We start from the raw sequence: 15,018 nt of genomic DNA on the forward strand, positions 1-15,018 counted from the left end.
AGGCGGTCCCCCATGGACGTTGACGTCGTCGGTCGCATCCTCTCCACGCTCCCCGAGGACGACGACCACCCCTACCGCACCGGTCCGTGGCAGCCGCAGACCACCGAGTGGAAGGCCGACGACCTCGAGGTCGTGCAGGGCGAGATCCCGGCCGACCTCGACGGCGTCTACCTGCGCAACACCGAGAACCCCGTGCACCCCTCGCTGAAGAACTACCACCCGTTCGACGGCGACGGCATGCTGCACGTCGTCGGGTTCCGCGACGGCTCCGCCTTCTACCGAAACCGGTTCATCCGCACCGACGGCCTGGCCGCCGAGGCCGAGGCCGGGGGCCCGCTGTGGGCCGGCTTGGCCGAGCCGCCGAAGCTCGCCCTGCGCGAGGACGGCTGGGGGTCGCGCACCCGCATGAAGGACGCGTCGAGCACCGACGTCATCGTGCACCGCGGCACCGCGCTCACCAGCTTCTACCAGTGCGGCGACCTGTACCGGGTCGACCCGATGAGCGCCGAGACCCTGGGCAAGGAGTCCTGGGGCGGCGCGTTCCCGTCCGACTGGGGCGTCTCGGCACACCCCAAGGTCGACGACCGCACCGGCGAGATGCTGTTCTTCAACTACAGCAAGGAGGCGCCGTACATGCACTACGGCGTCGTCGACGACACCAACACGCTCACTCACTACGTCGACGTGCCGCTGCCGGGCCCGCGCCTGCCGCACGACATGGCGTTCACCGAGAACTACGCGATCCTCAACGACTGCCCGCTGTTCTGGGACGAGGAGCTGTTGAAGAAGGACGCGCACGTGGCGCGGTTCCGCCCCGACCTGCCGACCCGGTTCGCCGTCATCCCCCGCAAGGGCGAGACCAAGGACATCCGCTGGTTCGAGGCCGAGTCGACCTACGTGCTGCACTTCGTCAACGCCTACGAGGACGGCGACGAGATCGTGCTCGACGGCTTCTTCCAGGCCGACCCGGAGCCGGCCGACAACGGCATGGGCGACCAGTGGCAGCGCGCCTTCCGGTTCCTGGCGCTCGACCGCATGCAGTCGCGGCTGCACCGGTGGCGGCTCAACCTCGTGACCGGTCTGGTCAAGGAGGAGCAGCTGAGCGACAGCATCACCGAGTTCGGTGTGATGAACGGCGCCTACACCGGTGGCGAGTACCGCTACGCCTACGCCGCCACCGGCAAGCCCTCGTGGTTCCTGTTCGACGGCCTGGTCAAGCACGACCTCAAGGACGGCACCGAGGAGCGGTTCGGCTTCGGCGACGGCGTCTACGGCAGCGAGACCGCCATGGCCCCGCGCATCGGCGCCACCGGTGAGGACGACGGCTACCTGATCACGCTCACGACCGACATGAACCAGGACGCCTCGTTCTGCGTCGTCCTCGATGCCGCCCGGGTGTCCGACGGTCCGGTGTGCACGTTGCGCCTGCCCGAGCGGATCTCCAGCGGCACACACGCCACGTGGGCGCCCGGTGCGGACCTGCGCCGCTGGCAGACCGCCGACACGGCCGCGGACGCGATCGGCCTGTGAGGTCCACTTCGTGACTCTCGACCTCGACGGCGGGTCGGCCGAGCTGGCGACCCACCCGACCCGGCTGGAGCCCGGCGCCACCAACGCGGTGGGCCGGATGCTCGGCCTGCTCGGCGACGAGTGGACCCTGCTGATCCTGCGGCAGGCGCTGCAGGGGGTGGGCCGGTTCGGGCAGCTGATGGACGCCCTGCCGATCTCCAACTCGGTGCTCACCGGCCGGCTCAACCTGCTCGTGCGCGAGGGCCTGCTGCGGCGGAACGTCTACCAGACCAACCCGCTGCGGGCCGAGTACGTCGTCACCCCCCGGAGCCGGGCCCTGTGGCCGTTCATGCTGGCCATCTGGGAGTGGGAGCGCCAGTGGGTGCAGGACCACGCCGACGGTCTGCCCGCCATGCACCACGACACCTGCGGGCACGACTTCTCGCCGCTGATGAGCTGCGGCGGGTGCGGCAAGGCCGTCGAGGCCAAGGACGTCGCCGCCGAGTGGGGCCCCAGCGGTGCGTGGTCGCGCTCGGTGCCGGAGTCGGCCACCCGCCGGCGTTCCGACGCCGAGGTCGTGCGGTCCACCGCCGGCCTGTTTCCAGAAACCATGATGATCTTCGGCAACCGGTGGGCCTCGGCCCTGCTGGGTGCGGCCTTCCGCGGCGTCACCCGGTTCTCGGACTTCGAGGCCAACCTGGCCGCCCCGCCGACCCTCGTGGCCGACCGGCTGCGCGCCTTCTGCGCCATCGGCGTGCTGTCGGCGACGCAGAACGACCGCCGCCCCGACTGGGTCGAGTACCGCCTGACCGCCAAGGGCCGCGCCTTCTACCCCGTCGTCGCCGCGTCGCTGCAGTGGGCTGAGGACTGGTTCGTCGCCCCCGAGGGCCCGGCCCTGGTGCAGGTGCACCGCGCGTGCGACGAGCCGTTCGTGGCGACGTTCCGTTGCGACCAGTGCCACGAGGTGCTGCACGGCCACGAGATCTCCATCGTCCCCCGCGAGGAGCCGGGCGACGACACCCCATCCCGTCGAGAGGACCCCCGATGAGCAACCACACCCTGGCCGACGTGATCCGCGCGAGCGCCGCCGCCCACCCCGACTCCGCCGCGATCGTCGGCGAGGGCCGCAGCGTCACCTACGCCGAGCTGTCCGACCGCTCCAGCGCGATCGCCGGCGGCCTGGTGGCGTGGGGCCTGCAGCCCGGCGACCGCGTCGCCTACCTGGCCCGCAACGCCACGGAGTACTGGGAACTGTTCTTCGCCACGGCCAAGGCCGGCCTGGCGGTCGTGCCGCTGAACTTCCGGCTGTCGGCCGACGAGGTCACCTGGATCCTGGGCGACTGCGAGCCCGCCGCGATCCTCGCCGAGGACCACCTGACGCACCTGCTGCCGGCCGACTGGGCCGGCCACAAGCTCGTGTTCAACCAGACCGGTGAGCCCGAGGCTCCCGAGGGCTGGGAGCCGTTCGAGCGGTGGCTCGCGGCGCAGCCGGTCGAGGACCCCAAGCGTGACCTCGGCGGCGACGCGCTCGCGTGCCTGATGTACTCCTCCGGCACCACCGGCCGGCCCAAGGGCGTGACCACCACGGTGGCCGGGTTCCTGTGGGCGGTCGACGCGTTCGGCGCGATGTTCGACGTGTCACCCGCCTCGGTGAGCCTCGTGCCCACGCCGTACTACCACATCGCCGCGGGCGGCTGGTCGCTCATCGCGCTGGCCGCGGGCGGCACGATCGTGCAGTTCACCGAGGTCACCCCGGCCAACATGCTGGGTCTGCTGGTGGGCCACAAGGCGACCCACGTGATCATGGTGCCGACGGTGATGCAGCTGTTCATCACCAGCCCGGAGGCGTCGGCCGCCGACTACTCCAGCGTCGAGCACGTCGTCTACGGCGGCTCCCCGATCTCCGAGACCGTGATGCTCGGCGCGCAGCGGGTGTTCGGCGCGCAGCTGTCGCAGAGCTATGGCCTCACCGAGACCATCGGCGTCACCACGTTCCTGCGGCCCGAGGACCACGTGGTCGGGCCCGACAGCAAGCTGCGCTCGGCCGGTCGTGCCGTGCCCGGGCTCGAGGTCGCCGTGATGGACCCCGACACCGGCGAGACCTGTGCCCCCGGCGTGGTGGGCGAGATCGTGACCCGCGGCCCCGGCGTGACGAAGGCCTACTGGCGCAACCCCGAGGCCACCGAGCAGGCGTTCTGGCCGGGCGGCTGGTTCCGCACCGGCGACGCCGGCTCGATGGACGAGCAGGGGTACGTGTTCCTCAAGGACCGCATCAAGGACCTGTTGATGAGCGGCGGCGAGAACATCTACCCCGCCGAGGTCGAGAACGCGATCATGGCGCACCCCGCGGTGCAGGAGGTCGCCGTCATCGGCGTGCCGTCCGAGAAGTGGGGCGAGACCCCGCTGGCGGTGGTGGTGCCGAAGCAGGGCGAGTCCGTCGACGCCGACGAGCTCATCGCCTTCACCCGTGAGCGGTTGGCGCACTTCAAGTGCCCGACGGCCGTCGAGGTGATCGAACAGCTGCCCCGGAACCCTTCCGGGAAGGTGCTCAAGCGTGAGCTGCGTGCTCCGTTCTGGGCTGGACACGACAGGAGTATCGGATGAAGCACGGAACGTTCCCCATCATTCGTCAGGTCATCATCGGCGCCGGTGACATGGAGGTCGCCAGCAAGGAGCTGCGCGAGGCCTTCGGGCTCGCGAAGGGCTTCGCCGACCCCCTGCTGGAGGACATCGGCATGGACGACGAGACCTTCCGGGTCGGCGCCGAGGTGCACCTGGAGCTGGTCGGCGCGCTGAAGCCCGAGGCCCCGATCGCCGCGTGGACCGCGAAGGTCGGCGGCGGTGGCGGCTACGGCCTGGCCATCCAGGTCAGCGACCTCGCGCCCTTCCTCGCCAACGCCGAGAAGCTCGGTGTCCGCAAGATCGAGGACCTCGAGGTCTACGGTCACCGCATCGTGCAGCTGCACCCGGCCGACCTCGGTCTGCTGATCGAGCTCGACGAGATTGCCGACCCGGGCAAGTGGTTCTGGGACGACGTCGACGCCGAGAAGTCCGAGAACCCGGTCATCGACGACGTGCTCGCGGTCGAGGTCAGCTCGGCCGATCCCGACGCCCAGGCGGCCAAGATGGCGGCCCTGTTCGGTGTCGAGCTGCAGTCGGTCGACGGCAGGCCCCAGATCTCCATCGGTGAGCGCACCATGCGGTTCGTCGCCGGCGACCAGAAGATGATGACCGGCTGCGACGTCCAGGTCGCATCGGGCGCCCAGCCCGCCGAGCGTTCGGTGACCGTCAGCGGAGTGACCTTCACCCTGGTGTGAGGCCCGACGCGAACCGCCGGCGACCGGTCACGGTCGCCGGCGGTTGTGTGTGCGGGCTATCAGTGAGCCTTCACGGTCAGTCGCCCTGATGGAGTGCGGCGAACACCGAATCGAGCACGGCCAACGATGCCTGCTGCGGACCGCCCACGTGGGGTGACGAGGTGCTCGCCAAGGCAAGTTCGAGTGCTGCCAGCGCGGCCAGTGCCTTGCCGATCTCGATACGGGGATGGCCCTGTTCGATGCGAATGACGGTGTCGCGCGAGATGTACGCCAGATCGGCCAGGTCGGCTTGGGTGAGTCCGCGCTCCCGACGGGAGTTGCGGACGAGGGTGCCGAGATCGGCTGGAGTGACGATGTCCACGGCTGGTTCCTCTGAAGTAGCAGTACTCCGACTTTCAAAAAAGTAGCAGTACTCCGACACGATCTGAACTTGCACCACGCCGACCGGTCTGTTCTCGCTAGGAGGGGCGAGCAGCGGCCGCAGTGAGCAGTTCCGCGACGAGGTCAAGGTCGTCAGCCGTGACATCCCCTCCACCGACCCGGTGAATCGACCGCAGTGCCTGCTGCTTCTTGCGGGCGAACCACAGGTCGACGTGGAGCGCGATGTCCTGAGCGATCGCCTCGTCGACGCCGCCGAGCTGAGCCAGCGCGACTGGCCTCGTGGCACTGTCGAACGTCAGACGCACGATGTCGAGCAGGTCGGTGCCTTGCTTGTCGGCCGATCGGTTCATCACCGCTTGGAGCTTCATGGCGACCAGCGGTCCAGGCTCGGCCACCGGGGTTGTCACCTCGACAGCATCGCCGCGTGTTCGCTCGACCACGATCGTCAGATCGGTCGCGGTGTCATGGGCCCAGGCGTGTGCTGAGGCGTGCAGTCGGTCGCCGGGATCATCGCTCGGCTGATCGAGTTCGACCTGCCGCACGGGGAGCACGTCTACCCTCACCTTCCCGTGCGCGGTAGGGAGAAGGACCGCCGACGGTTCAACAGCCTCCGTCCCGATGGCTGCTCTCAACACGTCGAGCTGCGGCGACCCACCCATCCGGCGGTCCACGACATCGAGGTCGACCGTCGCGCGGTAGGGGGTCAACAGACGGGACAGCACGGCCAGCCCACCGACAACGACCGGCGGCTGGCCGATGAGCGCGCGCACCTCGATCACACCCTGCACGACCGGTGCCATCGCTTCGCCGATGAAGCTCACCCGGCTACCAGACACGGGTCCACCTGCCGTCCGGCGTCCAGGCGTCCAGGATCTCGCGTCCGCGTCCGACATCTGTGGCGAGGTCGAGTGCGACGAACAGTGGATGGGCCAGCGGCCACTCAGTGGGGTTGGCGTCGAGGTCGACCCGCTGGCGAACCACCGCCGGAACGGGTGCCACCCGCAAGGTTGCTTGTCCTGTGGCCGACGCCGCCCCCAACAAGGTCTGGGCCCTGCGCAGGATGGCCGGGTCCTGCACGAAGAAGTCGAGAGGCTGCCCGGATCGGAACGCCACGGGTGCGCCGTAGGCGGCTGCGGCGGCCGAGTCCGTCAGGGCCCAGCCGGGGCCCTCGGCGACGTCGAGGCCCAGGCGAAGTGGTGCGGTCAAGGTCGAGTCGCCGGGCGCGGGGAGGGAGGCGAGGGGTGTGCGTTTCGTGGGCCAGCGGTCGGCCAGTTGCCAGAACAGGTCTGTGCCGATGGCCTGGTTGCTCTTGTCGGTCAGGCCGTCGCGACGGAGCGCGGCGAGGATCTCGGAGACGGTGCTCGGTGACCGTTCCAGCTCACGTGCGAGCTCTCGCACGGCATGGCGTCGCTCGGGCTGCATCAGGAGCGCTGTTGCGACCTCCAGGCCGGCCTTGCCTCCCAGTGCGTGGGAGCGCTCGGGTCGGTCGAGTGCGGGGTGGACTTCTGCGTCGATGACCAGCCGGTTCGTGCGGATCGCCAGGCGGCCTCGAAGGTCGAGGTAGCCGGCGTTGTTGCCTGTCAGGAGTTTGCGAGCGGCCTCGGTGACCCGGTCGGCGACCACCAGCAGAGTGCCGTCAGCCGGGGAATCGGCGATGAGTCGCAGGGCCGCGTCGTCGGTCACCAGTGCGCGGCGCTTTGCGTGAATGGCTTCAGCGAGACCATCCGGGTCGAGCACGAGATCTGCGACGCTCTCGGGCGCACCGACGGGCAGCCGGGCGTCAATCCCCAACTGCGCGAAGGCGTCGATCACGAGAGCTTCGGTGTCCATGACGTCATGGTCGCTGATGTTCGGTGTTCGGTCAATACCGAACACCGAACGTTGGGCATGATCCAGCAACTCGACGCCCTGACCTCGACCTGAGGTGAGCCAGCGTCAGGTCGCCCCGAGTGTCAGTGCTTGAAGGGGTTGAGGCTCCGGCCGAGCACGTACTGCGCGCGGAACGGCACCGGTCGCATGGCGTGCGAGATGACCTTGTTCACCGCGCCGGGCACGCACACGGGCTTGCCCTTGTTGACGGCGTCCCACCCCTCCCGCACGACGGCCTCGGGCTGCTGCCAGAGGATCGACGGCAGCGCGGAGGCGGAGTCCCGGGTGCCCATGACGTCATGGAACTCGCTGTGGGTGAACCCCGGGCACAGGGCGGTCACGTGCACGCCGTGCGGCATGAGCTCCATGTCGAGCGCCTGCGACATGGCCAGGACGTAGGTCTTGATGCCGGTGTAGAGCAGGCTCTCGCCGGGAGGGGCGAAGGCCGCGAGCGACGACAGGTTGACGATCCGGCCGTGGCCCCGTTCCTTCATGCCCGGCACCACGAGGTGCGCCAGCTGGGTCACGGCGGTCACCATGAGCTGGATCTCGCCGACCAGTCCGGACCACGGCGCGTCGGCGAAGGCCGTCGAGCTCGACATGCCGGCGTTGTTGATCAGGACGTCGACGGTCAGGCCCCGCTCGCCGATCGTGGTCATGAGCGCCTCGGGTGCGCCGGGGTCGGTGAGGTCGGCGGTCAGGACGGTGCAGGTGATGCCGTGCTCGGCGGTGAGGCGCTCGGCCAGCTCCTCGAGCCGTTCGGCGCGGCGTGCCACGACGATGAGGTCGTGACCCTCCGCGGCCAGGAGCTCGGCGAACGCAGCGCCGATGCCGGCTGACGCGCCGGTGACCAGGGCGTTGGGACGGGTCGTGGTCATGAGGTGGCTCCGGTTCCGGTGGGGTCGACGGGGACGTGGGTGCGCAGGAAGTCGATCTGGTCGGTGATGATCCGGTCGAACAGCGGCTCGACGTAGGGGTCGAAGTGCCCGCCTGGGTAGACCCGCACGGTCGGCTGCTGCATGCGGGCCGCGGTGGCCTCGGCGACGTGCCGTGGGGTGATGGCGTCGTCCTCGGCAATCTGCACCAGCGCGGGGCAGGTGACAGCGGAGGCGACGCGCTTCGGCGAGTACATCCCGATCTTCAGCACGATCCGCGCGGCCACGTGCTGGGGGTAGTCGCCCTCGGTGAGGCCGGACTCGGCGATCAGCCGGGCCATGCCGGGGGCGGCATCGGGGGTGGTCATGGCGGCCGTCCCGCCGGGCTCGGCGACGATGTCGGTGTAGACCGGCGGGCGGCCGGTCAGCGCGCGGACCTGGTCGCGGATGCCGGGGATGCCGACGCGCAGGCTGCTACGGACGCCGGTGGCGCGCACGGCGGCCGGGCCGCTCACGTGGGGCACCTGGGCGATGATCGCCGCGAGGGGCTCACCGGTGCCGGCCAGCCGGATCACGTGTCCTCCGGCGAACGAGGTGCCCCAGGCGACGACGCGCTCGGGGTCGACGCCCGGCAGGGTGCGGGCGAAGGCCAGCGCAGACTTCCAGTCCGCCAGCTGCATGCCGACGTCGAGCACCTGACGCGGTTCGCCGTCGCTGTCGCCGAAGCCGCGGTAGTCGAACGCCATCGCGACGTAGCCGGCCGCGGCGAACCGCTCGGCGTAGGTGTCGAGCCGCAGGGCGCGGACGCCACCGAAGCCGTGCGCCAGCACCACCACGGGAGCGCCGGGGACCGACGCCGTCGCGGGCCGGTAGACGCGGGCCGCGCACCGGACTCCCGTCGAGGTGAAGTGCTCCTCGGTCCAGGTGGGGGTCTCGCCGTCGAACGTCACAGGTTCTCCTTCTGTGGCCCGGGGGAGGGCTCTCTTGTCTGCCGATCTAGATCGTAGGTGGACTCTTGATTGGCAGTCAAGATACTGTGAGGCATGCCTCGCAACCGCCGCCCCGTCGACCGGGGAGAGAAGCTCGACGAGATCGTCGTCGCCGCTGCCGACCTGTTCACCGAGGTCGGCTTCGAGGAGAGCTCGATGGCCAAGGTCGCGGCGGCGGCCGGCGTCACACCGACGACGATCTACTGGTACTTCGCCGACAAGGACGCGCTGCTGGTCGCGGTGCTGGAGCGGCTGCTGACCGAGGCGCTGGAGGAGTCCGCGGCGCACGCCGACGACGCGTGGGTCGACCAGATGCTGTGGGCCGTCGAGCGACTCGAGCGCTACAGCAAGCTCGTCACGGTGGTGCACGCCCGCTGCGCCATCTCCCCGGTGATCGACGCGTGGCACAGCGACTTCCACTCCCTCATGGACACGCTGCTGGCGCACGGGCTGTCCCGGTCCGGGGTGGCGGCCGACGACCTGGAGGCGATGACCCGCATCAGCGTGTTCGTGGTGGAGGGGCTGCTCACCCACCCGCTCGAACCGGCCGAGCGCCGCAGCATCATCGAGGCGGTCAGCCGCCCCCGCTGAGCTGAACCGCACACCAGCGTCCCGTGAGCGCGTACGGTCGAGCGATGAACTTCTCTCGGCTCTCGACCCCTCAGCGCATCTCGGCCGCCTCGATCGGGGTGGTGGCGTTGGCAGCGTTCCTGCCGTGGGTCTCGATCTTCGGCGTCAGCGCCCTCGGCGTCGAGGGAGACGGCGTCATCACCTTGGTCGCGGCGGTCGCCGGCGCTGTCGTCCTGGCGATGACGACCGGGGTGATCGGCGAGCCGAAGACTCCGGGCACGCGGTCGGAGCTCGCACTGATCATCCTCGCGACGATCGTGGCGCTGATCGGTCTGGTCGACATGAACGGCGCCGCAGCGATGGGCCTCTACCTGACGCTCTTCGCCGGCATCGCCTGGGTCGTCGGCGCCGTCTGGCAGTTCAACCTGTCCAAGCAGTCCGCGGCTGGCACTGGCGAGACGGGGATCTAGAACAGTCGGCCGATAGCAGGGCGCGCGAAGGTCGGCGGTGGTGGCGGAATGGGCTGGAGCTTCGTGCGCGGGGCCGCGGACCTCTCGACGACCGCGCAGACCCGTGTCAGTCGGCTACGTGAGGGGTGATTGTTGCGAGAAGCTGCTCTGCCAAGGTCGCCGAGTCGGCCGCCAAGTCGACCGTGGCGAATCTGATTCGGTGACCCTGGATCACCACTTCTTCGTCGACCCGCTCGCCCACTACTGGATGCAGCATCAGCCCTTCTGACTTGGGGTCGGTCTCGGAGGCCTCCTGTGACATTAGGTAGGCGTAGATCTGGTAGATGTAGCCGCTTCTCAACTTGAGGTTGCCATACTGGTTCATCTTGGTGATCGTCGTGAACTTGGTGTCAATGACAACCCGTCGCCTGCCAGGGCCTGTGAGGTCATGGTGGACGAGTTCGATGTCGAGCTCCATGCCAGGAAGGATGGCCCCCATCCCCGAGGACATGAATGAGGTGTCCCACTTCAGCGGCGAGTTGTGATTCACCTTCCACCCTTGCGGCTCAAGGCGCAGCCGAAAGAAGCCCACGCACGCACGCTCGAACAGGACGCGAAGGTAGCGCTCGTCCATATCCGGCGCTGGCAGGAGTTTGCCGCCCTCATCTGTCGTGGGGATCGCGAGGCTTAGCAGCAGGTCGGCGGTTGCGATCATCTGTCGGTCACGCACAAGAAGTCGTTCGCGGTGCAAGCCTGGTACTCGGCTCAGCGGCGGGCACGGGCCACGCACGCCTGCAGCCTCGAGCTGGAGAGCGAGCGACCGGAAGCGCGGCTCATGGGGAACGAGCGTTGCAGCCCGCCAGAGCGCGGCCCTCGCTAGGCGGTTGGCCGGTGTGTCGGCGACGACCTCGTCGAAGGTGCAGTGCACCTGCCCGCGGCTCAGCAACTGGTGCCGCGCCGTCGGCAGAACGTCGATCCTGCCGCGGACCCTGGTCAAGGGCCGTGAAGTCCGTTGGAAGCCGACAGAAAGACCGGTGTGCAACCGCTGCGTGACGGCATCGGCGAGCATGCCTGCTACGAATGCTGGGAGGTCCTCGGGGTTGTCCTCGGCGGCCACCAGCCGCTGGCCGACTGCGCGGTAGAGGGATGAGGCGTAGAGCTGAAGTAGCCACACGTTCTTGATCGGGATCTTTGGAGTCACGATCCAACCAGTGCCTGACAGGAGCTTTCGGCGAGGTCGGGCCGGTCGAACCAGTACTCCTCCAGTAGCGGACGAACGTCAGTTTCCACGACACGCCGCCACCAAGCCGGCGTGTCTAGCCCGGTCTGGTCGAGTCGTACTGCCGGTGTGAAGTAACTGTGACCAACGCAGTACTGCCGCCCGAGTGCGGCGTCTTGAGTAATGCTCTCGTTGAGTGCGCCTAGCCGCTTGCCGTAAACCTCAAGCTGTTCTCGGTCGTAACCGAGCCCTGAAACGTGCTCGACCCAGTCGTCACCGAATTCCGGCTTGAGTTCGATAAAGGCGAACCGCCGCCGAAGCGCCATGTCCACGATGGCCAACGACCGGTCGGCGACGTTCATCGTGCCAATCACGTGAAGGTTCGATGGAACGAAGAACACCTCGTCCATACTCCGCGGGTAGGCCAGCCGCATCGCCTGTTCCAGAGATCGCTTGTCCGCCTCGAGCAACGTCAACAACTCGCCGAAAACCTGCGCCGGGTTGCCGCGGTTGATCTCCTCGATCACTAAGACGTAGTCGTGGTCCGGGTCCGCGCTTGCTTGCGCACACATGTCCAGGAATGGGCCGTCCGCGAGCTCGAGCCCTGTCGTTGAAGTCGGCCGCCACCCGCGAACAAAATCCTCGTAGGTGAGCGACGGATGAAACTGCAGTACCTGGACCCGCTTGCTGTTCCTCTGGTTGCAGAGCACCCAACCCAGCCGTCGGCCCAACCACGTCTTTCCAGTACCGGGGGGCCCCTGCAGGATGAAGTTCCTCTTGGACCGGAGCCGCTCAAGCATCGGTTCCAGTTCGGCCTCAGGGATGAAGCAGCCTTCGTCGCGAACTGACTCCAAGTCGTAGTTCTCACCATCGAGCACGTCGGTGTCAGTGATGATCGGATCATCGGGATCCGGGTTCGGGTCAGGTGCGGTCAAGGCGTTCCACGCTGCGTGAGAGAACTCCGGAAACGAGTTGAAGGGCGAGTCGGAGTCCGCGATCCAGGCCGCCAAGATCTCGGTGTTTGCCAGGAACTGCTCACCGTCGAGCTTGGCGCCGAGAGACAGCCGGGCGGCAAGCTCGGGAAAGTTCGCCTTCAGAAAAGTTGTGGTTGTGGAGTCGTAGGAGGCGAACGACCTTGGACGGATCCAGTAGATCGCGATCGACAACTTGCGCGCCCCGACCCCGGGACATCCGTCGAATGTGGTGACGAGGCGTTCACGCGTCGCCTCGTTGGCATCCGCCGCGTAGTCGATCGCTGCGCGTCCGAGTTCCCACAGCGCGTCGATGTCGTGCTCCCCGCGGTCCTTCTCCCAGGAAAAGAACCACGAGTTCAGGTTGTTGAGCACCGGCACACCGGCGAATGAAGTGGGGTACGGCGGTTCGACGCCAAACTCCTCTCCGTATGCCGAACCGATGAGCGCGCGCGCGTCGTTGCGGATGCCGCGGTTGAACGTGCCAAACACAGTGAACGGGTCAACGTCACGGATCGGGCCTCGGGAACCGTCAGTGCGCTGGTCTCCGCGCAGATACTTGAACAATTGTGAGCGCTGGGATGTCGTAGAAGCAGCCCAGATCTTGTCGAGGAGCGCTGTTCTGTCCTCGCGGAAGTTCATGAGCGCATCGGTGAGACGCGGGTAGAAGTCGGACCACGAGTAGTCCGGCTCCGTGTCCGGCTGGGGCGCTGCGAGGAGGTGTCCGATCTCATCCTCGCCGGTCGTGATCTTGAACAGGGTCGTCGCGGAACTGATCTCCTCCTGGGCTGCGTACGACAACTCGTCGCGTGCAACGCCCGTGCGGATCCACTCCACAGGCCGCCACTGCTTGTGCACGTCGCTCTCAGGACGGAACTCATACGGACCAGAGACGCGGCCGATGTTGAGCGTACTGGTCCGGCGATCCGGGGAGACCACGATGTCGCCCACCTTCACGGCGTGGACGAAGCGATACACCGTGCCAGCCTGATTGGGGATGCTGGCCTCGTCGACCTGAGGCATCCGCTCTGCCACTGCCGATTTGAAGGCGTCCCGAGTCGACTCGAGCTCCGACAAGTCGCCCAGCTCGTCCCAGCCAATCCGCACGGCGGCATCTGCCACCGGATCGACGCTGATCTGGTTGTTGTGGATGCCCCACGTGGTAGTCATGGTGAACAGCCTCGCGGAACCGGCGAGGATCCGATAGGCCCGAGTCTGCAAATTCGGCCTGCCGCAGGCCCGGCAAGCAGGTGGTCACGCGCGCCGGCGTTGCGTTCTGGTCCTGGTTCAGTAGAACATTCGCTACTCCCGACGGAAGGCGGTTGGGTCTGCCAACTCATTCCCAGCCAACCGGCCGGATTGCGAACTAGCCTGACCGTGTGTTTCCCACCCTGATTGCCATCGCCGCTCTCGGCGCGATAATCGTGGCCTCGTTCCTGTGGCAACGCTCCCGCCGAGCGGTTGGGGGGCAGCGACCGGCCAGGTTCTGGAACTCGAACGTCGAAGCAAGCCCACCCGCGTACCCGCCATCAGGACTTCTCGTCTCTGAGGCAGTACTACGCTCCGCGAACTCAGGCTCGGTCTCCGTCTGGGACGCACTTGAGGTGGCGGCGGTGCCGATCGCGGTGGAGTACCGCCCGGTGACTGAGGTCGAGATCAAGAGGTTCACCACGATGCCGATCAATGCGTCCGCCCAGCAGTCAGTTGCCGAGATCGTAAAGGCACTCGATCCGAAGAGTCCCACTCTCTACACCGTGGTGTTGCCCAAGGGGGCCAAACTGGTCAAGGCCGTCGGTCAGTCCGGTTTCCGAGGGTTCTCGCGAACGGGCGGAAAGACCGCGCAGGCCGTGTTGAAGCCGGTCGCTGTCGGTGGCGCCCTCGCCGTGAGTTGGCCAGTCTTCGCCGTGGCCGGCACGGTCATGGCCGTGGACATGGCGGCACAACGCGAGCTGCGGGCTCACCAGCGGAATGTTGAGGCGATACTCGGGCGGCAGGAGGAGAGAGACTATGTCGGTCGGATCACGGCTCAACGGTCGGCAGATGACCAACTAACGCGTGCCATCAGCCTCATGTTGGACGGCCGCAATCCGCACATGGAACTCGCTCTCAAAAGCTCCTACGACGAGTTCCATCGAGCACACGAGTCCTTGAAGAAGCACCAAGAGACTATCGAAATGCTTACCGAGCCCGACGGAAAAATTGACTACCGAAAGTTCGAGGCGAAGTTCGGCAAGACCGATGAGCTCGACCACTTCAGCCGAGATCTCAATCTGGCACGAGCAGCGGTTTCGATCAGGAGGAAAGCGCTCGTGGCGGACGCGGCGGCGGTATCCCTTCAAGACCCGAACAATCCATATTCGGCGATGCGCAGGTTCTTCGACTCCCAGGCTGGTCAGCTCACAGCGACAGAGACTCTCTTGGGCGACGTGACCGAGCGAATTGCGGCGATTCAGCTCAAGGGCGGCTGGTCAATCTCGAAGGCGCTGGCGAAGCAGGAGCGCATCCGCGCACTCGTGGCGCCGACGAACGTCGATGAGAGCGGGTTGCAGTTTGTTACGACGGCCGAGGGTGAGATTCTGCAGGTGATCGCGGTCGATCGCGACGACAGGACGGACGAGCAGATCGCCTTGGACTCGTAGCTCTTGGTTCGCAGTGACAGACGACTAAAGCGCGGGCACCGCAAAGGCCTACCTCTAGCCAATTTCTGCTTGGCGCCTATCGCGGTCGCAGCAGGCATGTCGCGTGCTCCGATTGTTCGCCTCGCAGCACCGATGCGTCTGCATCAGGACTGATCGATCATTCTCCGCGTGCTCGACACCGATTCTGTCTCGGCGCGTCAATACGGTGACCGCTGATCGCACCTGTGGTC

14 protein-coding genes are annotated in these 15,018 nt (G+C 67.4%); 7 read left to right on the forward strand and 7 right to left on the reverse strand.

What is annotated here, in order from left to right; translation table 11 throughout:
- The first annotated feature begins 12 nt into the window (after positions 1-12).
- From HMPREF0063_RS00650 to HMPREF0063_RS00665, 4 genes are read left to right on the forward strand one after another with little or no spacing between them, the layout of a single operon-like run.
- Positions 13-1,530: a carotenoid oxygenase family protein gene (locus tag HMPREF0063_RS00650; RefSeq protein WP_007076705.1), complete on the forward strand. Its 1,518-nt coding sequence runs from the start codon at positions 13-15 to the stop codon at positions 1,528-1,530.
- Between the two features lie 10 nt (positions 1,531-1,540).
- Positions 1,541-2,557, forward strand: coding sequence for a winged helix-turn-helix transcriptional regulator (locus HMPREF0063_RS00655; protein WP_007076706.1), 1,017 nt, complete (start codon positions 1,541-1,543; stop codon positions 2,555-2,557).
- Entirely contained in the window at positions 2,554-4,113 is a 1,560-nt protein-coding gene (locus HMPREF0063_RS00660) for a long-chain-fatty-acid--CoA ligase (RefSeq protein ID WP_007076707.1), read from the forward strand. Before HMPREF0063_RS00655 ends, HMPREF0063_RS00660 begins: the two co-directional genes overlap by 4 nt.
- On the forward strand, positions 4,110-4,826 hold the full coding sequence (locus HMPREF0063_RS00665; RefSeq protein ID WP_040320001.1) for a VOC family protein: 717 nt from the start codon (positions 4,110-4,112) through the stop codon (positions 4,824-4,826). Before HMPREF0063_RS00660 ends, HMPREF0063_RS00665 begins: the two co-directional genes overlap by 4 nt.
- A 76-nt stretch (positions 4,827-4,902) precedes the next feature.
- On the opposite strand, the gene HMPREF0063_RS16710 is transcribed toward HMPREF0063_RS00665, so the two are convergent.
- The 5 genes from HMPREF0063_RS16710 to HMPREF0063_RS00690 all read right to left on the reverse strand — a co-directional run bounded on the left by HMPREF0063_RS16710 (position 4,903) and on the right by HMPREF0063_RS00690 (position 8,901).
- On the reverse strand, positions 4,903-5,187 hold the full coding sequence (locus HMPREF0063_RS16710) for a helix-turn-helix domain-containing protein (protein ID WP_007076708.1): 285 nt from the start codon (positions 5,185-5,187) through the stop codon (positions 4,903-4,905).
- Between the two features lie 97 nt (positions 5,188-5,284).
- Entirely contained in the window at positions 5,285-6,028 is a 744-nt protein-coding gene (locus HMPREF0063_RS00675) for a nucleotidyl transferase AbiEii/AbiGii toxin family protein (RefSeq protein ID WP_007076709.1), read from the reverse strand.
- A 4-nt stretch (positions 6,029-6,032) separates the two neighbouring features.
- Complete coding sequence (locus tag HMPREF0063_RS00680) at positions 6,033-7,106, reverse strand: helix-turn-helix domain-containing protein (RefSeq protein WP_007076710.1); 1,074 nt, start codon at positions 7,104-7,106, stop codon at positions 6,033-6,035.
- 53 nt (positions 7,107-7,159) lie between these two features.
- Positions 7,160-7,954: an SDR family NAD(P)-dependent oxidoreductase gene (locus HMPREF0063_RS00685; RefSeq protein WP_007076711.1), complete on the reverse strand. Its 795-nt coding sequence runs from the start codon at positions 7,952-7,954 to the stop codon at positions 7,160-7,162.
- Positions 7,951-8,901 carry an alpha/beta hydrolase gene (locus HMPREF0063_RS00690; protein WP_007076712.1) on the reverse strand — a complete coding sequence of 317 codons (951 nt, stop codon included), beginning with the start codon at positions 8,899-8,901 and terminating at the stop codon, positions 7,951-7,953. The genes HMPREF0063_RS00685 and HMPREF0063_RS00690 overlap by 4 nt, the downstream gene beginning before the upstream one ends.
- Before the next feature lie 93 nt (positions 8,902-8,994).
- On the opposite strand from HMPREF0063_RS00690, the gene HMPREF0063_RS00695 reads away from it, so the two are divergent.
- Together HMPREF0063_RS00695 and HMPREF0063_RS00700 are read left to right on the forward strand one after the other, a co-directional pair.
- Positions 8,995-9,531 carry a TetR/AcrR family transcriptional regulator gene (locus HMPREF0063_RS00695; RefSeq protein ID WP_007076713.1) on the forward strand — a complete coding sequence of 179 codons (537 nt, stop codon included), beginning with the start codon at positions 8,995-8,997 and terminating at the stop codon, positions 9,529-9,531.
- 44 nt (positions 9,532-9,575) lie between these two features.
- Positions 9,576-9,980 (forward strand): hypothetical protein, encoded by a 405-nt coding sequence (locus HMPREF0063_RS00700; RefSeq protein ID WP_007076714.1) that lies wholly within the window; start codon positions 9,576-9,578, stop codon positions 9,978-9,980.
- A gap of 106 nt (positions 9,981-10,086) precedes the next feature.
- Here HMPREF0063_RS00700 and HMPREF0063_RS00705 read toward each other — a convergent pair whose 3' ends face one another.
- A complete protein-coding gene (locus HMPREF0063_RS00705; RefSeq protein WP_007076715.1) occupies positions 10,087-11,160 on the reverse strand; it encodes a 5-methylcytosine restriction system specificity protein McrC in 1,074 nt (357 codons plus the stop codon).
- Positions 11,157-13,319, reverse strand: coding sequence for an AAA family ATPase (locus HMPREF0063_RS00710; protein ID WP_050760865.1), 2,163 nt, complete (start codon positions 13,317-13,319; stop codon positions 11,157-11,159). The genes HMPREF0063_RS00705 and HMPREF0063_RS00710 overlap by 4 nt, the downstream gene beginning before the upstream one ends.
- A 209-nt stretch (positions 13,320-13,528) precedes the next feature.
- Here HMPREF0063_RS00710 and HMPREF0063_RS00715 point away from each other — a divergent pair, with 209 nt between their 5' ends.
- Positions 13,529-14,788: a hypothetical protein gene (locus HMPREF0063_RS00715; protein WP_156793989.1), complete on the forward strand. Its 1,260-nt coding sequence runs from the start codon at positions 13,529-13,531 to the stop codon at positions 14,786-14,788.
- Positions 14,789-15,018: the final 230 nt, after the last annotated feature.

The organism is Aeromicrobium marinum DSM 15272 (assembly GCF_000160775.2).
Taxonomy (GTDB): domain Bacteria; phylum Actinomycetota; class Actinomycetes; order Propionibacteriales; family Nocardioidaceae; genus Aeromicrobium; species Aeromicrobium marinum.

Coding starts and splice junctions, on each gene's coding strand:
- HMPREF0063_RS00650 (WP_007076705.1), top strand. CDS start 13: ATGGACGTTGACGTCGTCGGTCGCATCCTCTCCACGCTCCCCGAGGAC.
- HMPREF0063_RS00700 (WP_007076714.1), top strand. CDS start 9,576: ATGAACTTCTCTCGGCTCTCGACCCCTCAGCGCATCTCGGCCGCCTCG.
- HMPREF0063_RS00685 (WP_007076711.1), bottom strand. CDS start 7,954: ATGACCACGACCCGTCCCAACGCCCTGGTCACCGGCGCGTCAGCCGGC.
- HMPREF0063_RS00665 (WP_040320001.1), top strand. CDS start 4,110: ATGAAGCACGGAACGTTCCCCATCATTCGTCAGGTCATCATCGGCGCC.
- HMPREF0063_RS00660 (WP_007076707.1), top strand. CDS start 2,554: ATGAGCAACCACACCCTGGCCGACGTGATCCGCGCGAGCGCCGCCGCC.
- HMPREF0063_RS00710 (WP_050760865.1), bottom strand. CDS start 13,319: ATGACTACCACGTGGGGCATCCACAACAACCAGATCAGCGTCGATCCG.
- HMPREF0063_RS00695 (WP_007076713.1), top strand. CDS start 8,995: ATGCCTCGCAACCGCCGCCCCGTCGACCGGGGAGAGAAGCTCGACGAG.